This window comes from Nocardia sp. NPDC055321, assembly GCF_053645575.1.
In genome coordinates, this window is sequence record NZ_JBSHMS010000001.1 from 129,646 (window position 1) to 149,455 (window position 19,810).

20 protein-coding genes are annotated in these 19,810 nt (G+C 66.3%); 15 read left to right on the forward strand and 5 right to left on the reverse strand.

Going from position 1 to position 19,810, the window contains the following annotated elements; translation table 11 throughout:
- Positions 1-74 precede the first annotated feature (74 nt).
- The 4 genes from ACWIGI_RS00640 (at position 75) to ACWIGI_RS00655 (ending at position 2,764) form a co-directional block, all read left to right on the forward strand.
- Entirely contained in the window at positions 75-710 is a 636-nt protein-coding gene (locus ACWIGI_RS00640) for an SRPBCC family protein (protein WP_454200205.1), read from the forward strand.
- Positions 707-2,314 (forward strand): flavin-containing monooxygenase, encoded by a 1,608-nt coding sequence (locus tag ACWIGI_RS00645; protein WP_454200206.1) that lies wholly within the window; start codon positions 707-709, stop codon positions 2,312-2,314. Before ACWIGI_RS00640 ends, ACWIGI_RS00645 begins: the two co-directional genes overlap by 4 nt.
- Positions 2,315-2,319: 5 nt before the next feature.
- Entirely contained in the window at positions 2,320-2,451 is a 132-nt protein-coding gene (locus tag ACWIGI_RS00650) for a DUF397 domain-containing protein (RefSeq protein ID WP_454200584.1), read from the forward strand.
- Positions 2,452-2,638: 187 nt separating this feature from the next.
- Positions 2,639-2,764 carry a hypothetical protein gene (locus tag ACWIGI_RS00655; protein ID WP_454200207.1) on the forward strand — a complete coding sequence of 42 codons (126 nt, stop codon included), beginning with the start codon at positions 2,639-2,641 and terminating at the stop codon, positions 2,762-2,764.
- 69 nt (positions 2,765-2,833) lie between these two features.
- Here the strand turns inward: ACWIGI_RS00655 and ACWIGI_RS00660 are convergent, their stop codons facing one another.
- Both ACWIGI_RS00660 and ACWIGI_RS00665 read right to left on the reverse strand, forming a co-directional pair.
- A complete protein-coding gene (locus tag ACWIGI_RS00660; RefSeq protein ID WP_454200208.1) occupies positions 2,834-3,271 on the reverse strand; it encodes a nuclear transport factor 2 family protein in 438 nt (145 codons plus the stop codon).
- 40 nt (positions 3,272-3,311) lie between these two features.
- Positions 3,312-4,256, reverse strand: a complete 945-nt coding sequence (locus ACWIGI_RS00665; RefSeq protein WP_454200209.1) for an NADP-dependent oxidoreductase — start codon at positions 4,254-4,256, stop codon at positions 3,312-3,314.
- A 344-nt stretch (positions 4,257-4,600) separates the two neighbouring features.
- Between ACWIGI_RS00665 and ACWIGI_RS00670 the strand changes: the two genes are divergently transcribed.
- From ACWIGI_RS00670 to ACWIGI_RS00695, 6 genes are all read left to right on the forward strand, one after another.
- Positions 4,601-5,281: a hypothetical protein gene (locus ACWIGI_RS00670; RefSeq protein ID WP_454200210.1), complete on the forward strand. Its 681-nt coding sequence runs from the start codon at positions 4,601-4,603 to the stop codon at positions 5,279-5,281.
- Positions 5,282-5,452: 171 nt separating this feature from the next.
- On the forward strand, positions 5,453-5,752 hold the full coding sequence (locus ACWIGI_RS00675) for a hypothetical protein (protein ID WP_454200211.1): 300 nt from the start codon (positions 5,453-5,455) through the stop codon (positions 5,750-5,752).
- A 102-nt stretch (positions 5,753-5,854) separates the two neighbouring features.
- Positions 5,855-6,325, forward strand: a complete 471-nt coding sequence (locus ACWIGI_RS00680; RefSeq protein ID WP_454200212.1) for a hypothetical protein — start codon at positions 5,855-5,857, stop codon at positions 6,323-6,325.
- Positions 6,326-6,818: 493 nt separating this feature from the next.
- Entirely contained in the window at positions 6,819-7,367 is a 549-nt protein-coding gene (locus ACWIGI_RS00685; protein ID WP_454200213.1) for a hypothetical protein, read from the forward strand.
- 110 nt (positions 7,368-7,477) lie between these two features.
- On the forward strand, positions 7,478-8,386 hold the full coding sequence (locus ACWIGI_RS00690; RefSeq protein WP_454200214.1) for a class I SAM-dependent DNA methyltransferase: 909 nt from the start codon (positions 7,478-7,480) through the stop codon (positions 8,384-8,386).
- 512 nt (positions 8,387-8,898) lie between these two features.
- Positions 8,899-9,846: a DUF6630 family protein gene (locus ACWIGI_RS00695; protein ID WP_454200215.1), complete on the forward strand. Its 948-nt coding sequence runs from the start codon at positions 8,899-8,901 to the stop codon at positions 9,844-9,846.
- Positions 9,847-9,999: 153 nt separating this feature from the next.
- Here ACWIGI_RS00695 and ACWIGI_RS00700 read toward each other — a convergent pair whose 3' ends face one another.
- Entirely contained in the window at positions 10,000-10,908 is a 909-nt protein-coding gene (locus ACWIGI_RS00700; RefSeq protein ID WP_454200216.1) for an SDR family NAD(P)-dependent oxidoreductase, read from the reverse strand.
- A 68-nt stretch (positions 10,909-10,976) separates the two neighbouring features.
- Complete coding sequence (locus tag ACWIGI_RS00705) at positions 10,977-12,617, reverse strand: flavin-containing monooxygenase (protein WP_454200217.1); 1,641 nt, start codon at positions 12,615-12,617, stop codon at positions 10,977-10,979.
- A gap of 341 nt (positions 12,618-12,958) precedes the next feature.
- On the opposite strand from ACWIGI_RS00705, the gene ACWIGI_RS00710 reads away from it, so the two are divergent.
- Positions 12,959-13,810, forward strand: a complete 852-nt coding sequence (locus ACWIGI_RS00710) for a hypothetical protein (protein WP_454200218.1) — start codon at positions 12,959-12,961, stop codon at positions 13,808-13,810.
- A gap of 1 nt (position 13,811) precedes the next feature.
- Positions 13,812-15,386, forward strand: a complete 1,575-nt coding sequence (locus ACWIGI_RS00715) for a flavin-containing monooxygenase (protein ID WP_454200585.1) — start codon at positions 13,812-13,814, stop codon at positions 15,384-15,386.
- A gap of 46 nt (positions 15,387-15,432) precedes the next feature.
- On the opposite strand, the gene ACWIGI_RS00720 is transcribed toward ACWIGI_RS00715, so the two are convergent.
- A complete protein-coding gene (locus ACWIGI_RS00720) occupies positions 15,433-16,086 on the reverse strand; it encodes a TetR/AcrR family transcriptional regulator (protein ID WP_454200219.1) in 654 nt (217 codons plus the stop codon).
- A gap of 122 nt (positions 16,087-16,208) precedes the next feature.
- Here ACWIGI_RS00720 and ACWIGI_RS00725 point away from each other — a divergent pair, with 122 nt between their 5' ends.
- The 3 genes from ACWIGI_RS00725 (at position 16,209) to ACWIGI_RS00735 (ending at position 19,749) form a co-directional block, all read left to right on the forward strand.
- On the forward strand, positions 16,209-17,576 hold the full coding sequence (locus tag ACWIGI_RS00725) for an ABC1 kinase family protein (RefSeq protein ID WP_454200220.1): 1,368 nt from the start codon (positions 16,209-16,211) through the stop codon (positions 17,574-17,576).
- Between the two features lie 122 nt (positions 17,577-17,698).
- Positions 17,699-18,355 (forward strand): TetR/AcrR family transcriptional regulator, encoded by a 657-nt coding sequence (locus ACWIGI_RS00730; protein ID WP_454200221.1) that lies wholly within the window; start codon positions 17,699-17,701, stop codon positions 18,353-18,355.
- A gap of 206 nt (positions 18,356-18,561) precedes the next feature.
- On the forward strand, positions 18,562-19,749 hold the full coding sequence (locus ACWIGI_RS00735) for a protein kinase domain-containing protein (RefSeq protein ID WP_454200222.1): 1,188 nt from the start codon (positions 18,562-18,564) through the stop codon (positions 19,747-19,749).
- Positions 19,750-19,810: the final 61 nt, after the last annotated feature.

The following is a 19,810-nucleotide window of genomic DNA, read 5'->3' on the forward strand; positions in this document are numbered from 1 at the left end:
TCACCCGGCCCGGGGATCTGCTTCCGGGACCGTCGCGGCGCCCGGCCGAAGCGCCCGCACAGATTGGATGAGCAATGAGTATCACGTCGTTCCTGCACACACAGCATCCCTCCTCGGTGCCCGCCGTCGACGACACCCTCTTCGACACCGCGGCGCTGGTGTTCACCGTGGAGAAGGAGTTCGACGCCCCGGTGCACGCGGTGTGGACCGCCATCGACGACGACCACGCGTGGAAGTGGCTGCCGTTTCCGGGCGTCGGGGTGATCTACGATTCGCCCGCCCAGGGCGTCGGCGTCGTGCGCGAGATGGGTTCGGTCTTCGGGCCCGTGCGCGCGCTGTGGGTCGAGCGCGAGAAGTTCTGGCGGTACGAGCCGAATCAGCGCATCACCTTCGGTGTGGTGAGCGGCAATTGGATGCAGTACCTGCTGGTGCGCCAATACGGCGAGGACAAGGTCTTCAGCGATCTCGGAAACGGCCGCACCAGGGTGGTGTGGAAGGTCGCCGTCACCCCGCGCCTGCCGCTGCGGTTCTCCACCTGGTTCCCGGCGGTCTGGCGCCTGGCCTATCGGATCGGGGGTATCGGGCCCCTGTTCGTCCGGCGCGTGCATCGGATCGCGGGCGAGGCCCGGCCGTCGCTGCGGTCGGTGCACACCAACGGCGTCGCCGCGCCCGCGCCGAGTGGCCGGACCGCCGAGGAGGGCGTGAAGTGAGTCGTACCAACGGATTCCGGGGCGCGTACGCCGGCCCGCTCGAGCATCCGCAGCACGAGGTCGTGGTCATCGGCGCGGGGATCGGCGGCATCTGCGCCGGGGTGAAGCTGCGGGAGATCGGGATCGAGGATTTCCTGATCGTGGATCGGGTCGCCGGTCTGGGCGGCACCTGGTTCAGCCACAGCTACCCCGACGCCGGCTGCGACATCCCGAGTACCACCTATCAGTTCTCCTTCGCCCGCAAGCCCGACTGGGATCGGCTCTTCGCCAAACGGGACCAGATCCTGGAGTATCTGCGCGATGTCGCGGCCGACCACGACCTGCCGGGCCGAATGCGGTTCGACACCACCATCGTTCGTGAGGTGTGGGACGAGGACCACGGGCTGTGGCGGCTGCACGTCGATACCGGGGAGGTGATCACCGCCCGGTTCGTGATCAGTGCCGTCGGCGCGTACATCAACCCCAAGACCGAGCCGAACATCCCCGGCCTGAAGACGTTCGCGGGTGTGTCCATGCATCCCGCGCACTGGAATCACGACTACGACTTCACCGGCAAGCGTGTCGGCATCATCGGGGTCGGCGCCAGCACCATGCAGATCGCGCCCAAGCTCGCCGCCCGGGCCGAGCGGCTCGACATCTATCAGCGCACGCCGCAGGTGTATCTCCCCAAGCCCGACTTCGTACTGCGGCCGTGGATGCAGAAGCTGCTCGCGTTGCCCGGCGGGTCGGCCGCGGCCAACGGCCTCGCGCAGACGGTGATCGACGCCGCGCTGCGGATCGCGATCTACACGCCCGCGCCGGTCTGGCGGGGCGGGGCGCGCGTCATCGACTTCGCCGGGCGCAACGCCTACCGGGCCTGGGTGCGATACAAGGTGCGCGACAGCGAGATTCGCAAACAACTGCGCCCCGATTTCGGGATCGTGTGCATTCGCGGCGGCGCGGGCGGGGACTACCTGCCCACCCTCAACCGGGACAACGTGGAACTGGTCACCGCCGGCATCGCCGAGATCACCCCGACCGGAATTCGCAGCGGGGATGGCTTGGAACGGGAGATAGATGCACTGGTGGTGTCCACCGGCTACGAGGTGTTCTCCGATCCGGAGAGCTACCGCCCCGGAACCGTGATCGGCCGTGACGGTTTCGACCTCGGCGTCTTCTACAACACCGAGGAGCTGAAGGCGTACTACAGCACGTCGGTGGCCGGACTCCCGAACCGCTTCATCATGATCGGCCCCTATTCCTGGACCGGCACCGCCTTCCACTATTTCGTGGAGAACGCGATGCGCCACATAGCGACGGTGATCGACGAGACCCGCCGCCGCGGCGCATCGATAGTAGAGGTGCGCCCCGAGGCTCAAGACCGTTTCCACGCCGACATGCAACGCAGCGGCCGAAATTTGTCCTACTACCTGCAAACTCGCTGCGAGGGCTCTAACAGCTATTTCGTCAACTCCCAAGGCAAATCCCCGTACATCCGCCCCTGGTCTCTACTGAAGACCTACCGCAAAGCGGTCCGCTTCGATCGCGACGATTACACCTACCGCACTCCCGTAGAAGTCGACCCGGCTCCGCAACCCCTGACCGCCGAACCCGCCCACAACTAGCGTCCCTGCGCCCGGGATCCTCTGTCCGTGCGGAGCGGGTCGGGGTGCGGGACTCCAAGGATGTCGCGGGCCCGGAGCTCTGGTTCCCTGAGGCGGCGTGGGACGACATTCTCGCGAGCGGGATCTGGGAGCGCTGAGGGGGTCTGCGCGGCGGGCGTTGGCCAGCACGCTACCGGCTACCGCGAAACGCGGATCGGATACGCGCTGCTCGAGGCATCTTCGCAAGCCGGGACCGCGAATTTCTACCGATCCGGGACCGAGGCTCGCTAACCTACTCGGCAGATGCTTTTCCCGGGCTACACGGAGCAATAAGAGGTGTGTGTGATGTCTGATCCGGCCACCAACGAGCCGACGAAGAACGAGACCGAGGCGAGCCAGGGCGCTCGTCACGAGGTGGACGAGAGGCCCACCGCGTACTACCGGCTCTCCGACATCGACTTCGACTCGTAGCCGACCGATCGGCCTCGAAGATCAACCGACGCAGCTGATCTGCGCGATGCCGCGCCCGGACCGCCCGTTTCACGGCGGGGCCGGGCGCGTTGTCGTTGTCCGGCCGGACGTCGGCGATCCGCGCGGCGTGCACGGCTCCCGTTCGCCGGTGGCCGAGGGCAGCAGAGCCTGCAATGGTCGCTGACACAGCGCGAGGTGGGTGACGCGACCCTCGTCGTCCAGCGTCATGACGATCACCCCGTGCAGGGGCACGCCGTCCGAAGTTCTTGCCTCCCAATCGATATAGGTCTGCGGACCGCGGCTGACCTGCTCGGGGAAGCGCAACGACTCCGGGCCGGGGCTCGCCGTGCGCATGGTGGCCCTGACGGCCGCCGCGCCGAGGATCGGTGTCGACGCCGTCTCGACGACAACGTCCGGGGCGAAGCCCGCGGCGTACGCGTCCGCCGTCTCGAGCGCGAACGCGGTCCACGCTCGTACCGGTGTACCTACCGTGCCCTCAATTGCCATGTGCCGTCCTCCCGTCGCCGCGATGGAACCGCGCCGCGGATCAGAAGATGAAGACCAACCGGCCGCGTGTGCCGCCGGCCTCGATCCGCCGGTGGGCATCGGACGCCTGCCACGGCAGGCAGGTGCCCGCCACCCGTAGGGTGAGTTCATCGCGCTCGGCGGCATCGCGCAGCTGCTCCAGAGTCGCTGTCGCGCTGAGCAACTCGTAGACCGGCCGATAGGTCCGGCGGATACCGTCGCCGCTACCGGTGCGCTCGCGCGCGGAGTAGACCGCCCCGCCCGGCACGACCGCCCCGGCTATCGCGTCGTCGAGCATGGCCGTGTCGATGATGCCGTCCACCGGCCCGCACGCGGTGAGGATGGCGTGCGCGAGCCCCGGCCCGCGGTCGACGATCATGTCCGCCCCGAGCCGGGCCACCAGATCACGATCGTCCGGCGTCGCGTCCGCGATCACCCGCATCCCCGCCGCCTTGGCGAGTTCGACGGCGAAGCCGCCCACCGCGCCCGCGGCACCGGTCACCGCGATGGTCGACCCCTCGCCGACCAGCAGCGAATCCAGTGCCATGCGCGCGGTGAGCGCGTTCATCAGCAGCGTCGCCGCCTCGACCGGCGTCTTGCCGCGCGGGGCCCGCACGACCGACGCCGCTTCGGCGATGACGTACTCCGCCTGTGCGCCGCAGGCCAATCGAGGGTGCACGAGCGCGATCACCGCGTCGCCGCACAGCAGCCTGCCCTCGACGCCCGCGCCTACTTCGTCGATCACTCCCGCGGCGTCCCAGCCAACGACGTAGGGCCCGGAGTGCACCGGATACCACTGCGGCAGATGCTGCGCGATCGCTCCCGAGCGCGCGACGGCATCGGAGAGGTTGATGTCGGCCGCCTCGACCTTGATCCGGACCTGCCCCGGTCCCGCGTGCGGCTCGGGCAGGTTCAGCAGGGTCATCACTTCCGGCCCGCCGAAGCGTTCGAAACCGACTGCCAGCATGGACTTACTCCCTCGAAGGGCGAATGACTGTGTCGTCGAATGGATCCTGCGAGGGATCACTGCTCTCGGGGCGGCGCCGATGCGATGACTGCGGACGTCCCGCGCGCCCGTTGCCGACAGGCGCCGTCGCTACCGCCGGACGGGGGAGCGACCATGAAATTCACTTGCTATCTGGATAGCCATACTATTGTCTGACCGATTGCTGTCAAGTAGCGGTCGCGAATATGTCGCGTGACCGGCGCGTTCCCGGATAGCAGCGGTCTGGAAATTGTGTCGCTATTCGCATAGCGATAGTATGTGAAGAGTGCACGCAGGCCGCAGCGGTCTCGACGACAAGGAATGCCATGAACAGCCCCTTCCGTGATCCCGCCATCGCCGACGGTGAGAAGTCGCTCTACCGGATCGCACTCGGTGACGATTCCGAAGGCGCCCGGATCGTCGGCCTGATCGAGCAGGACGGCGACGCCTACATTTCGTACCTGGAGGCGGGTTCCGAGGACTCGTACAGCGTGAAGGTCGAACAGCGCATCCGCCGCGCCGAAGGTCGCCTGAGCGCCGAGAGTTACCAGGCCGCTTCGTATTTCGAGGGCCGCATGGTCTCCCGCGAGGAGGGCTACTTCATCGACACGCAGCACGTGCAGTTCGGCGGCAAACTGTCACCGTTCCCGCGCGGCGTGATGCCCCTGCTCGGCGGCCTGACACTGCTGCGCGGCCTCGACTTCCGCCCCGGTGCGAAATCCAAAATCGACCTGTGGCTGGCGTTCTCGATCCACTGGCCGCTGGAGGTCAAGGTGGAGAAGCGCACCCGAGTCGATGTCCCCGCCGGCACTATCGATGCGTGGCAGGTCCGCATGCGCCCCAGCTTCAGCCACATGAACGCCCTCCTGGACAAGGTGGTCTCCGGCTTCCTACCCCCCTTCGTCGCCCACTTCGAAGTGTCCGCTCCCCACCGCATGGTCCGCTTCAGCTTCCCGAGCGGCCCGCTTCCCTGGCAGCCCCGGGCGGTGGTGGAGCTGACCGACTGACGCCGCCGTGTGGGCGAGGGTCGCGGTGTCGACCAGCGGCAGGCGGTCCGCGCCGAGCCACATTCAGCGATCTGGAGCACTCCGACCGGTGCCGGTGACGTTCATCATCCCTGCTGCTCGAGATTGATTGTCCGACAGTGAATGTCGGTTGCCCGTCTTAGGCTGTACTGCATGTCTGGTGACCTGCGTTGGACGTTCGATATCTACGGAATGATCGGTGACAACGAAGGGGAGGGAGTCTACGAGGCGGTAACCCGACTGCTCGAAGACCAGGATCTGAGCACCCACGTCCGCCTGGGCGTCGCCATGGCCGACCATATGTGGACGGTATACGGCCGCAGCGAGACTCCCCTGCCCGTCCCCGACTTCGAGCAGTGGCGGCAGGCTTTCGACGGGTCCCTGCGCGCGGCGATCGAAAAAGCCGTCCCGACAGCCGATATCACCATCACCTGGAAGGTCCACCCCGGCTGATCCGACCCCATAATTCGGGGCACAACGAATTTCTGAAGTCCAAGTATTTCACTCCTGCGGGTCGCTACCTTTCATCGACCGCTCCCGTAGGAAGAGGACTCGATGATCACCACCGCCACCGCCCGCCGCCGATTCGGCTGGGCGACAAAGGTTTCCCTGCTGGCGACGGCGCTGGCGTTCGCCGCCGCGCCGACCGCGTCCGCCGAGGCCACTTTCACCATCAGCGGTCAGCACACGACCTACTACGTAGGTAAGACGTACAACCTGAACGCCCCGATCGGCACGACCAATATGTACGAGACCCCGACGGTCAACTTCTACGACAACGGCCGCTGCGTCGGCAGCACCTACGTCGTCCCAACCGGCAACCAGTTCCCCCGGTTCACCCGAATGGCCTGGGTCCCCACCACCCCCGGCACCCACACCCTGCGAGCCCAGTCGGGATTCATCACCAAGGAACTGGTGGTGACGATCGAGGCCGCCCCCGCCGGCAGCACCCCCGATCCGCAACCGGAGGAGGACCCCTGCGTGTCGTTCGGCAGCTCCGATTACCTCCGCACCGGGTCGATGTGAGCGCCCGAGATCCCCGCCGCTGACGCTCGGCCAAGCGGTCGGGGATTGGACCAACCTCGGTCCCGCATTCCTCAACTCGCCGTTGCACATGTTGAGAATCACTGTCCAGCAAGGGAAATTCTGTAGCCAGATCGCCGATCGAGGTGCGTCCGCGGTCGGCGGTAGGGTGCGAAGAATGACGGCGGAGCAGTTCCCGCACCTGGCGGAGGTATTCCCGGATCTCGTCGTCGAGATCGTCGATACTGGAACCCGAAGACCGAGATCTCGCCCGGACAGTCCGCAATCTGAGGTTCTACGGCCGGTGCCCCCCAACCTATCCGCTACTGTTGACCGCTCCGCTCGGCTCACCGAACGGCGGGACCATGGCACAGGAGTCCGACGCGGCTCCAGAGAGCTCGGCATGATCGACGAGGCCCTCGGCGAACTGGGTGTGATGTCGGGCCCGGGCCCTACGATGTGGCCGGTTGCCTGAGATGTGAGCGGAGCGAAGACCATGGTCCCTGAGTGGTGCGGCCACTTCACCACCGACGAGTACGCGCTGTTCGTCGAGGAGGTGGACGAGGCCCTCGGCTGTTTCGGCGCCGACGGCCAGGACATCGACATGGGGTGCGTGGTGTTGGCGGTCGGCGATCCGCAACCTTGTCCGCGTGAGTTCAGCATCGTTTCATTGGCTCGCCGATGCCGGGCTGACAACATCGATGATTGGTCATCGATGTGCTTCGAGGCGGTCGATTCCCTCACCATCGGTCAGCCGCAACAACATTGGCTCGGCGGGATGTCGTTCGAGCAGGTTGCGGCTCTGCTCAGGCCATGGGTCGGCGATGAGCCGCAGACGCGGGTCGAGGCCGCGCTCGACGATCCTGATCAGCCCTTCGCGGCGCAGCTCGACACGGGCGAGTACCTGCACCTGCTCGCGACTGTCCCCGAGCTGGAAGGGATTCCGGAGGTCGCTGTATTCGTCACCAATTCGGTGGTCCGGTCCTGGCGGGTGAGTATCAACGATCTCGTTCACTGGGCGGGCTACCGGGGAACGTCAGGATAGTCGGCGTGATCGGTCACTCTGCCAGCTCGAGTCGGTGCGGCCTGTCGATCTTCCAGTGCTCGCGCTGGTGGGTACGCTCAGCGCGGTGCGCGGCCGATGAGATGTCAGCGATGGCCTTCGCTGTCATCGAAGGGTTATCCGGTCGGTTTGCTCGCGAAGTCATCAATTGTTCTGCAGCACTGGAATGGTCGCCCGCATCTGAGCAGTCCTGCGGCAAAGAGGTTGATCGTCCCGCCGAGGCGGGACAGGCTTTGACGGTGACGAACAGTTCCGAAGACCTGCGGTTGTGGGACGCGGCCGCCGACAAGTACGCCGCGACAGTTCTGGGATCGGCCGACAGCTTCTATCGGCGGATAGACACGTTCCTGTGGTCTCGACTGGGTGCTGTGGACGATCTCGACATTCTGGACCTGGGGTGCGGGCACGGATGGCTGGCGGAGCGAATGCGTCTAGCCGGCGCCCGCGTTACCGGGATCGACGGCAGCGAGGCGCTGTTGGCCGCTGCTCGATCGGACTATCCCGAGATCGACTTCCGTCAGCACGATCTCGCCCTCGGCCTTCCCGAGGCGGCCCGTCGGTATGATCGAGTCGTCGCGCACATGGTCTTGATGGACATCCCCGTCCTGGACCGCCTGATCGCCGATGTCGCCGCCGCACTCCAGGATTCGGGCGTGTTCGTCTTCTCGATCCTGCACCCGGCCTTCTTCAACCACGCCATCGTCGACGACCCCGACGGAAACCGCTACCGCAAGGTGACCGGATATCTGGAATCCGAAACCCGGTGGGTGGACTCCTTCGGCGGACACCGCCACTACCATCGGCCGCTGTCGTGGTACGTCGAACAGTTGACAGCCCACGGCCTCGTCGTCACCGGCATACACGAACCACCTAAATTGCCGCACAACGATATTCCGGCAACCGAATGGACCGACTACCAGCGATGGTTCAGCACCATTCCCACCATGTTGGCGATGTCCTGCGCACCCGCCAAGCAGTCACCAGATCAGCACAACGACTGATACCTCGGCTCGGGCCCGACACTCCCTCCGACCCTCGCCAGGACGCGGCGGCGTGGAGTTCGGCAGTTCGGTGCGTTCGCCGACGGTCACCGTGGCTGTGACGAAAGACGCGGGTTGCGGCCGTTCCCGAGGTTCTTGCGCATGTTGGTGCGGGTGGATCTCGTCGGCATCGGATGGGTGCCGCTCCTCTCGGAGGCGAATTAGCGTGCACAATCGCCCGAGATTTGGCGGAAACCGTCATTGAATGGCCGATAGTGCGCGATAAGTAGGGAGTCGACCGCAACTCGGCTGGAGCGGATGAACATGCGCCGCAGCCGGTCTCGCTGCGTCCGGCTCCCGCCGGAGATTCGGTCAGCGCGGTGTGCGGCAAAACGAGAGTTCGCGGAACTCTGGCCACCGGATTGGTCGACGTCTACCTGCGGGACGTGCCGTGAACTACCTGGTCGGAGTTCGTGTCGGTGGACTCGGCTTTAATTCGCTGCAAGGCAGCGTCTTTGGGCAAGGGAATTCTGATGGATAAGCAAGTTTCGGTGAATCGCCAGGTAGGGGCGGCAGAATCGCTGCGGGAAGACATGTTGGCGGTGGCGGCAGTGGTCGCGCGTGCTATGCCTGAGGTTTCGGAGGCGATTCGGTCGACGGCAGATGATCCTCGCGAGGAGCTGAGCGCGGCCATCTGGTCGGAGCGTGTGTTTCTGGACTGCAGCGACCCTGTTCGGGTAGCGCGGGACGCAGTGGAGACACGGGGCTTCTATCCCCGTGGCACGTATTGGGAGTGGCATCCAAACTTCCTGGCGGAGTGCCAGGATTGGTCGTTCGGTGACCAGTTGGAGTTCTTCCTGGAGCTGACCGGGGAGCGCTGTCATGAGCTGGGATGCGCCCTGGTATCGATCGATACCGGCGGAGACAACTACGAGCTCGTGGTGATTCCCGCGGCAGACCTTGCTCAGCGCGACCAGAGAACCGATCGGTGGCTCACCGCTGTCCGATTGGGCACTTGGACCGGCCGAACCGATCCGCCGGCGGACCGGAACACCGTCGGACCCCGAACGAGCATGAGTGAATGGGACCGGTTCGCTGAAGATCTCGCAGCGATGGTGCGCGAAGGCCTGTGCGGCGACACCGTCATACAGTTCGACGTGCCAGGCAAGGGAGTGACGGCACAGGTCGCTGAATCGATGTTCGAGGTGTTCACCGTCTCGACGCACCCTTTCGGGCTCGACGACGACATCGAGGTGTGGCACGCCGAGGGCTGGACGCTCAACGAGTACGACATTTGGGAGACATCGCTCGCGAACGCCAAGAACGTCTGTGACAACGTCGCGCGGCGGCTCGCGGATGCTTTCCTGAGTAACGGAATCTCTTCGCCCACTGAGCTGACGGCCAGGATCTGGTCGCTGGCGGACTACAACGGCGAACTCCCCATGTGGCGGTTGGATGTTCCGGTCATCTGCAACCGCTAGAAACACCACATTCAAGGCAGGAATGGTTGTATCGCTCGACCGAGATGCGCGGTCTAGGCGGTTAAGTAGTCCGCACGGCGCGGAACGCCCGAAGCCAAACGGCCCGAACAGTATCGGGGCTCGGCCTCGGGCGTCCGAACGTCCGCGCCACAGTCAATCGCGGTGGAATGCGAGCCTGGCGGGCAGGCGCCTGAAGGCCAGGCTCGCGCCGCTCTGAGCCAGATCCATCGTCGGGATCGAGCAGATCGCGCGCAGCAGGCCGGGGGAGAGGCGGTGGAGCAGCCAGGCGGCGGTCGCGTCGAAATTCACCGGGACCACGGCGAGGTTGTAGCGGATCGCCCGTTGTACCGCTCGAGCCACCATGTCCGGGGTCGCGAAGCTGTAGCGGGACTGGGCGTCGGCGAAGTGGGTGCGGAACTCCTCGATCGCCTCGGTGTCCTGTCCGCCTACCAGGGTGGCGTTGGCCGCCAGCTGTGTGCGGGTCACGCCTGGGCATATCGCGCTTACGCCGATGTTCTTGGGCGCCAAGTCGGTTCGCAGGGACTCGGCCACCATGAGCGCGGCCGCCTTGGACGCCGAGTAGGACGGGGCCACGCGGTTCGGCGTCCACGCCGCGCCCGAGGCGATGACGACGATGTGACCTGGCCGACCGCTCCCCACCATTGTCGACCCGACGACCCGGCTGCCGTGCACGATCCCGTGCACGTTGATCGCCATGACCTTCTCCCAATCCTGCGGGGTCTGGTCGAAGAACGCGCCGCCCACCGCGATCCCGGCATTGTTGACGAGGATGTCGGGCACCCCGAAGCGGGTGATCACCTCGGCGGTCACCGACTCCCATTGCTCGGGGTCGCGCACATCGAGCGCGTAGGCGTGGCAGCTGCCCTCGGCCAGCTTCACCGTCTGCTCTGCCGCGGCGAGGTCGATGTCGGTCGCGATGACGACATCGCCGGCGGCCGCCTGGCGCAGCGCGATCGCGCGGCCGATCCCGCTGCCCGCACCGGTGATGATGACGACGCGCCCTCGTTTGTTCGCAACGGGGCCGTTGAACGGAATTCTCATGATCAGTTCCAATTCGGTTGTCTGTGAACGCCTATTGCGCGATGAGGCCGGAGCGCGCGACGACGGTGCTACGTGGCGGCCGGTGCGGGCTCGGACGTGGTCGCGCCCGTCGACTCCGTGGCCTTCGTCGTCCGGGTGCCGCCCACCGTCCGGAACGTGTAATCCGATGCGGGATCGAAGGTTTCGCTGTGATCCCACAGCGAGTTCCGGAATCCCTGCGACGGCCGCAGAATCGGCGTCTCGCCCCGGGCGTTGGAGAAGTAGCTGCGCACGTTGTGCCGCTTGACCTGCCGCTCCACCAGATACTCCTGGGCGACGACGGTGAACGGACTGGTGATCATGGCCCGGTGCCAGGCGTCGTGCGCGGCCGGAGTCACCTCGGCGACCTGCGCTCCGCGCGCCCGCGCCTCCGTGATGACCCGGGCGACGTGCAGCCCGGAGCTTTCCATCATGCTCATCCAGGTCACCCCGCTCCAGCCGTACGGCCCGTACAGGAACCAGCGATTGGGCAGGCGCGGCATGGTGACACCGGCGTACGCCTGCATCCCGTTCGCGCGGTAGAACTCGCCGAGATCGAGCCCGTCGCGGCCGGTGACCGCGCCGATCGGGAACGACTCCGGATCCGACGCGACCTGGAATCCGGTGGCCAGCACGATCATGTCGTACGCGCGCTCGACGCCGTCGGCGGTGCGGATGCCGTGTTCGGTGAACCGCTCGATCGGTGTGGTCAGCAGTTGCCCGTTCGCCCGGCTGAACGTCTGCAGGAATCCGCGCCCGAACGTGGGCATGTTCGCCATGATGCCGTGGCGGGGCACCAGCGCCGCGCGGGCCCGCGCGTCCTTCACCTGGAAGCGCAGATACACCCGGTAGGCCGCGCGCAGCGCAGCCTCGGCCGCGGCGACCAACGCCAGCGCGGCGCGCTTGGGCAGTCGTTCGGCCGCCACGACAATCGCTTGGTACGCATACCAATTGGCCATGTACGCCGCGGTATGGAAGCGCTGGGAGCGCATGAGCGCGCGCCCGATCCGGCCGAATGCGAAGTCCGGCTTGGGAAAACACCACGTCGCGGTGCGCTGGTAGACGTCGAGCTGGGACACATTCGGGGCGAGTGACGGCACGATCTGCATCGAACTCGCGCCGGTGCCGATCACCGCGACGCGCTTGCCGGTGTAGTCGTAGGAGTGGTCCCATCCGGCCGAGAGCATCAGCTTGCCCCGGTATCGCTCCACATCCGGGATGCCGGAGTTCGAGCGCGGTTCCAGGAAGAAGCCGGTCGCGTTGAGCACGTACCGCGCGGTGAGCGTGGTCCCGTCGTCCAAATGCAGTGTCCAGAAACCATTGTCGTCGTCCCACACCTCACGCTCCACCGAGACCCCGAAGCGGGCGCGCTCGTACAGCCCGTGCTCGCGGGCCACCCGCCGGCAGTACTCGCGCACCTCGGCGCCGGGCGCGAACACCCGCGACCACCGGTTCGGGGCGAAGGTGAATTCGTACGAGGTCGAGGGCACATCGAGTGCGACGCCCGGGTACGTGTTGGCGATCCAGGTGCCGCTGAAATCGGCGCGCCGGTCCAGGATCACGAAGTCGTCGATGCCCGCGCGCCGCAGCTGGCACCCGGCCGCGATACCGCCGACGCCCGCGCCGACCACCACGGCTTCCAGTTCGGGCAGTGGCCCGGCGGGCGCGCGCTTCCTGGTGTTCGAACCCATGTTCCGACTCCTGTCGATCGTCCTTGATCCCGCTCGCGGCCGAAGAATTCGCGGCGGCGCGAGCCCGGCGGTTCGGTTGATGCGCATCTCCCTGAAACGGATAGTAAACCTATTGGAATAGTGATGCAATCTGGATTGTCGGCAAATCTCTGTGGATCTAGATCGTCTCTGAACTGGGACTTGTAGTCGCTCCCAACGGGGTTCGGCCCAGCTCGCGTACGGACTATCAGCGTCCAGCTGGGAGCTTGCTGGTTCTTGCCGTGTCGTAGATATCTGGATATCGTGGCTATCTGAATGCTTCGGGAAGCGCTCCCATCGCCCCGAAAACAGGAGGTTCTGCAATGGCGCAAAGCTCTACTCGGCACCCGGATTCCGGTCGGCACGCGGGGGAGCCCACGCTCGCCCAAGCCGCGCTCGACCGGCTCGCCCTGACGATGATCAAACCGACGGCCATCAAGCTCTGGTACGCGTCGGTCATCGCCGTGAGCATGGCGATACTCGTGGTCACCGTGCTGCTGCTCGTCTACGTCATGCCCGAGGGCTCGGATATCGCCGGGACCGTGGAGTTCTACGAGAAATACAACACCCTGCTGCGGGTGGTCTCGGCCGGTCTGGCGCTGATGTTCGTACTCGGCGGCGTCTGGTCCGCGGCGTTCATCGGGACCCTGTGGGCCGCGGACACCAGCCGCAACCGGGTCTACACCTGGTCGGCGATCTTCAGCGAGATCCTCGTGCTCGGCCTCTTCTTCGCCGAATCCGGAATCTTCGCGGCGACGGTGCTGCTGTCCGGCAACTCCCCGGATTCGATCATCCACGGCCTGCACATCGTCACGCTGGTCTCGGCGGCGCTGCTCGGGCCGGTATGGGTCCCGTTCGCCCTTGCGGCACTGTTGATCTCCCGGCGCTCGGGCCTGTTCCCGCGCTGGTTCAACCACCTGTGCGTCGCGGTGATCGTGGTCGACATCTGCACGATCACCGGTGTTTTCACGCTCTCCGGCCCGCTCAACGGCGAGAACGGCATGATCGGGGCTTTCGCCGGCGTGCTGTGCCCGGTGCTGTGGGTGGCGGGCACCGTCGCCTGGGAGTTCGTGGACTGGGCCCGGGACCGCGCCGACGCGCTGATCGCCGGCGCGGAGAAGTTCGCGGAATCCATTGGACACGAGACTGTTTCGGAGGTGGTCGGCCGTGGATGAGATGACGATCCGACCGCAGTACGAGGTCGCCGTGATCGGCGCGGGGCCGGGCGGCATCGCCGCGGGCGCCAAGCTCAGGATGAGCGGGATCGACGACTTCGTCATGCTCGAACGCGCCGAGGACGTCGGCGGCAGCTGGCACGAGAACAGCTACCCCGGCATCGCCGTGGACGTGCCCTCGACCACCTACCAGTACTCGTTCGCCCGCAAGCCCGACTGGACCCGGTTCTTCGCCCACGGTCCCGAGGTGCAGCGGTATCACGCCGACGTGGCGCGCCGCTTCGGCCTCTACGAGCGAATTCGCTTCAACGCCAACGTCGAACGCGAGGTGTGGAACGAGCGGGCGCGGTGCTGGGCCCTGCACCTCGAGGACGGTTCGGTGATCACGGCGCGGTTCGTGATCAGTGCGATCGGCGCGTTCGTCCGGCCCAAGGGCGACGTCGGCATTCCCGGCGCGGACACCTTCGCGGGCAAGGTTCAGCGCCCCACATCCTGGGACGGCGACTTCGACATGCGCGGGCAGCGAGTCGGGATCATCGGAACCGGAGCCAGTGCGGTGCAAATCATTCCGGCTATCGCGCCCGAGGTCGAGCACCTCACCGTCTTCCAGCGCACCCCGGTGTGGTCGGTGCCCAAGCCCGACTTCGTCGTCCCGGCGATCATGAAGAAGGCGCTCGCGGTGCCCGGGGTGTCCGCGGCCATCAACGGAATCGCGTTCGTGGCAGTGGATCTCATACTCCGCCTGGTCTCGAACTCACCGATCGGCGTGTTCCGCCCGGCAGCGAATCGGTTCGACGCCTGGATGATCGCGGGCTATCGCCGGTACGTCCGGTTCGCGGTGAAGGATCCGGAGACCGCCGCGAAACTGAGCCCGGATTTCGGGGTCCTGGCCAAGCGTCCGACGATGTCGACCGGCTACCTCACGGCCTACAACAGGGACAACGTCGCGCTGGTGACCGATCCGATCGCGGAGATCACCCCCGGCGGCGTCCGGACCCGCGACGGGGTGCTGCGCGAACTGGACGTGCTGGTCCTGGCCACCGGATACGAGGTGTTCTCCGACCCCGAAACCTACCTTCCCGGAACGGTTGTCGGCCGCGATGGCTTCGACCTGGCGAAGTTCTACCGCGCCGAAGGCCTGCAGGCGTATCAGAGCGTCTCGGTGCCGGGCCTGCCGAATCGCTGGACGCTGGTCGGTCCCTACTCCTGGAGCGGGACCAGCTGGCATGCCTTCGTGGAGACGACCGCCGATCACGCGATCCGGGCGATAGCCGAGACCCGCCGGCGAGGCGCCGACGTCTGCGAGGTGCGCGCGGACGCCGCCGAGCGATACCACCGCGAGGTACACGCGCGGGCCGAGGGCGTGCGCTACTACCTGTGCGAACTGAACGGGCACGTGCCGACGTACTACCGCAACTCGCAGGGGGACAGTACCTACATCCGGCCGGAGAGTTTCTTCGCCGCCCGGCGGCGCACGCGCGAGTTCCCGCTGGACGATTACCGTTACGAGACAGCGGAATCGGCCGGTGAGCGTGCCGCGAGCGATGGCGCGAAACCGGTGCCGAACGCGGTGTGAGACCGCTGCCGCCCGGTGGTCGTCACCGCCGGGCGGCAGCGCGGGGTCAACGGGCCTCGCCGGCGATGCTCACCGTGGCGGCGTGTTCGAGGATCCGCCGCACCCACAGCCGGATCGTCTCGGCCAGCAGCCGGGCGGACTCGTCCGCGGTGATGGACTCGCCCGCCGAGCCGAGAATCAGTCCCGCGCCGGTGGCGAAGATCGCGCGGACCGCGTCCTCGGTCATCGGGTCATCCGATGGAATGCCCTCCGGCAGAAAGTCTTCCAGCAGTACTCGGCCGGATTCGACGACGCGCCTGATCATCTCGGCGGTGTTCTCCCGCTGTGCGGCGCTGCGCATGATGATGATCAGGTACTCGGCGCCGAGAATCAGCAGCGAGGTATCGGTGGACGAGCGGGTCCACCAGCGGGACAGCACCTCGAGACGGGCCTCCATGTCCTCGGGCGCCGCGATCAGCAACGGCATCAGCTTCGCCAGTTCGCGGCCCAGGCCGCGCTGGATGACCTCGGCGCAGAGGGCTTCCTTGTTGTCGAAGTTGCTGTACAGCGCGCCGATGGTGCGACCGGCCTCGGCGGCGATGGCCGCGATGGAGGTGGCGTGATAGCCGTCGGCGAAGAAGAGTCGTTCGGCCGCGTCCAGGAGCGTTTCGCGAGTGTGAGCCTGGCTTTCGGCTCGGGTGAGGACTTTACGCGTCGCCATCGGCGGTCGACCTCTCGCTGCCCGTGGTTAGCCCCATCGCGGGATTGACGATCACCATCCCTTGGATAGTATGACTATGTAAATAGTAACACAATGTGTATTTGGCGAGGGGAGGGGTCCGTATGGGCGAACGGGTTCCCACGGGCCGCATCGCGCGCGGGCGCAAGCTCGGAATGCTGGCCGCCGGGCAGGCAGCCCGAGGGGCGACCGTCAAGCTGAGCATGATCGGCCGATCCGAGCGGGCGCGCGAGATGCTGGCGCAGCGATCGACCATCGAGGCGGCCGAACAGGTGGTGGACGTCCTGGGCGGCATGAAGGGCGCGGCCATGAAGATCGGGCAGATGTTCTCGATGATCGATCTCGATCTGGTTCCCGAGTCGCACCGCGAACGCTTCCGGGGCAAGCTCGCGGCGCTACGCGATTCGGCGCCCGCCGTCGAATTCCCGGCGATGCGCGCCGTGATCGAAGACGAATATGGTCCGCTGGCAACGGTTTTCCGGGACTTCGACGAGACTCCCATCGCCGCCGCCTCGATCGGCCAGGTGTACCGGGCGACGCTGCGCGACGGCCGTGCGGTCGTGGTCAAGGTGCAGTATCCGGGCGTCGAGCGGGCGGTGCGGGCGGACCTGCGCAATCTGGCCCTGTTCGCCAAGCTCTGGAAGTCGATGTGGCCGGCGCTGAGCGGGGGAGAGCTGATCGACGAGGTCGCCCGCAACCTGGAATCGGAATTGGACTATCGGCGCGAGGCGCACACCCAGCACGCGGTGGCGGCGCACTATCGCGGGCATCCGTTCATCGTGGTGCCCGACAGCGTGCCCGAGCTCTGCTCGGACCGGGTGCTGGTGACCGAGTACCTCGAGTCCGAGTCGTTCGACCACATGCGGACGCTGCCCGCCGTGGACCGCGATCACATCGGCGAACTCATCTACCGGTTCTATGTCGGATCGCTGTATGAGCGCGGTGAGTTCTGCGGTGATCCGCATCCGGGCAACGTGCTGCTGGCCGCCGACGGGCGGGTCGGGTTCATCGACTTCGGTCTGTACAACCGGATGAGCCCGGCCGACGTCGACTTCGAGCGCGAGCTCGGGCGGCTCGCGTGCGAGCAGCGGGCGGATGATCTCTACGCGCTGCTGGTTCGCCGCGGCATCGTGGATCCCGACGCCGGTGTCGATCCCGAGGAATGCCTGGGATACATCTGGGCCGCGTCGGCGTGGAACCTGGCCGACGAGGAGATCGCCATCACGCCGGAAATCGCCACCGCCGCAGTGGTTTCCGCGGTCGATCCGCGGGTCGCCGAATTCAGTGCGGTACGGCATCAGATGCTGCCGCCCGAACATGTCTTCTCTCGCCGCGCGGACTTTCTGACCTTCGGGATCCTGGGGCAGCTCGGGGCGACGGGCAATTGGCACAGCATCGCGCGCGAGTGGCTCTACGGGGACGCTCCGGTCACCGAGATCGGGCGGGTGCTGGCCGCGCGCGCACGCTCCTGAGGGTTCACCGGCCGTCGGTGGCGGAACGCTTTGGGCATCTGCACAGAACCGGATAGTCTCGGTACTCGAAATATCGAACTATGTGCTGGCCGGCCCGTCGGCGGACGACATCGGAGGATCGGATGGCGGCTCGTAAAGTGTTGACCCGCGCCGAGAGTCAGGCGCGCACACGCGATGAGTTGATCGAGGCCGCGGAGATCCTGTTCTACGCCAACGGCTACTTCTCCACCTCCCTCGCCGCGATCGCCGCCGAGGCGGGCCGCACGATCGGCGCGGTGTACAGCAATTTCGAGAGCAAGGAAGCGCTGTGCCTCGAGGTGCTGCGCGGCTGGGGCAACTCCTCGCTGTCTCGGCTGGTCAAGGCGATCGCCGCCGGTGACGGCAGCCTCGACCAGCGCCGCGACGCGATCAGCTCGTGGTGGTCCGCCGAGATGGCGGCCAATCGCGCCCCGATGATCCTGGCCGCCGAGTACGCGATCAGCGTGATCCGCGATCCGGGTCAGCGTGAGGTCACCATCGAGGCGGTCGAACGGATAGTCGAGTCCGGCCGGGTCCTGTTCCTGGAACACCTGCCCGAAGGCGCCGAGGTCACCGGCCCGCTGGTGGACAGCGCCGTACGTGGCGTGTTGAGCACCGGCGTCGGCCTGGCGGTCGGCCACGTCGCCGGCGTCATGGAGATCGAGAAGTCGGTCGAGGTCCTCACGGCCACAATGGAGTTCTGGCTCGAGCGCCTGGGCGGCGCGATCCAAGAAGTGGGCCGCCAGGCGACCGAGCCGTGATCCGCGCGTGCCGAACCCGATAGCACCTCGAGAAGTGCCGAGTACTTGGCGGAGGGTGTCGATCGGCAACCATCCAGCCGCCCGTCCGGCTATTCCTCAGTGTGTGTCAATTCGCCGAAAATACAAGAACGACAATACATTTGCGGTCGCCGCCACCAAATTCGCGCGTATCGTCGAGAGAGGATCGTGACGGAAGGAAGCGCGGGGTGAGCGGCTCACTCGAGCGGGGGCACGTATTTGCCGACTACGAGATCGAATATCTGATCGGTTCGGGTGGAATGGGTGAGGTGTACCTGGCTCGTGACAACGGGCTGGACCGCATGATCGCGTTGAAGGTTCTGCGGCCCCTCGCCAGCATCGACCCGGATCTCCGCAAGCGGTTCGACCGTGAAGCCAGGGCGGTAGCCGCCCTGATTCACCCCAATATCATCGCGATTCACGCGGCGGGCACGGAGAACGGCCGACCGTGGATTGCGATGTCCTACGTGGACGGGCCCGAGCTTGATCGGGAGCTGCGGACCGGTCCTCTCGATTTGTCCCGCGCGGCGTCGATTGTTTCGGATGTGGCGGAGGCTTTGGACTTCGCGCATTCGAAGGGAATTCTCCATCGAGATGTAAAGCCCGCCAACGTATTGCTCACCGCAGGGATATGTGAACGCGCGATTCTCACCGACTTCGGTATCGCCAAGGCCGTGCACGACACGAGTCGACTGACGCTCACGTCAAACATGATCGGCTCCTTCCGGTACGCCGCACCCGAGCGGTTCGATTTCCGGGCCGAGGTCGATGGGCGTGCGGACGTGTACTCATTGGGATGCACGCTGTATCAGTTCCTGACCGGCGCACTCCCGTACGACGGCGACACCGTGCAGCTCGTGGCGGCGCATTCGAATGCGCCTATCCCCAAGCCGAGCGCGGAGAACGCCGCGGTGCCCACCGCGTTCGACGGCATTATCGCGCGTGCCCTGGCGAAGGCCCCCGACGATCGATTCGCCACCTGTTCCCAGCTGGCGACGGCGGTTCGGCGAGTGGTCGCGCACGAACGCGCGGCTCCGCACGAGACTCTCGACATTGCCGATGCCTGGCCCGACATCAGAGCGAAGGCGAGAGCGTATGGCGCGGCGGTAGCGGCTCTGTTGGAAGGGGCTTCCATCGTTCGAGTGGAAGAGCGGGCGATCGTCCTGACCCATGTTCATCAGCCACTGGCCCAGCGGTTGGCCCAGCCGCAGAATGTGACTGCGCTGCGGTCGGCGGTGCGAGCTGTCACGGGGCGTGATTACGAGGTTCGCTGGGAGTCGGGGCCGGCGCCGAAAGCCGGCGTTCGGGCCACCCGAAAGCCACACGGCGGCAACGCGGTGCGCTCCCGGCACCGTCGGCAGGCGCCTCCGTTGTAAGGCTCGACAGGCCGGCGACGACGACGTAATGCGAGCAGCGCGCCGCTGGATCCGACCGGTT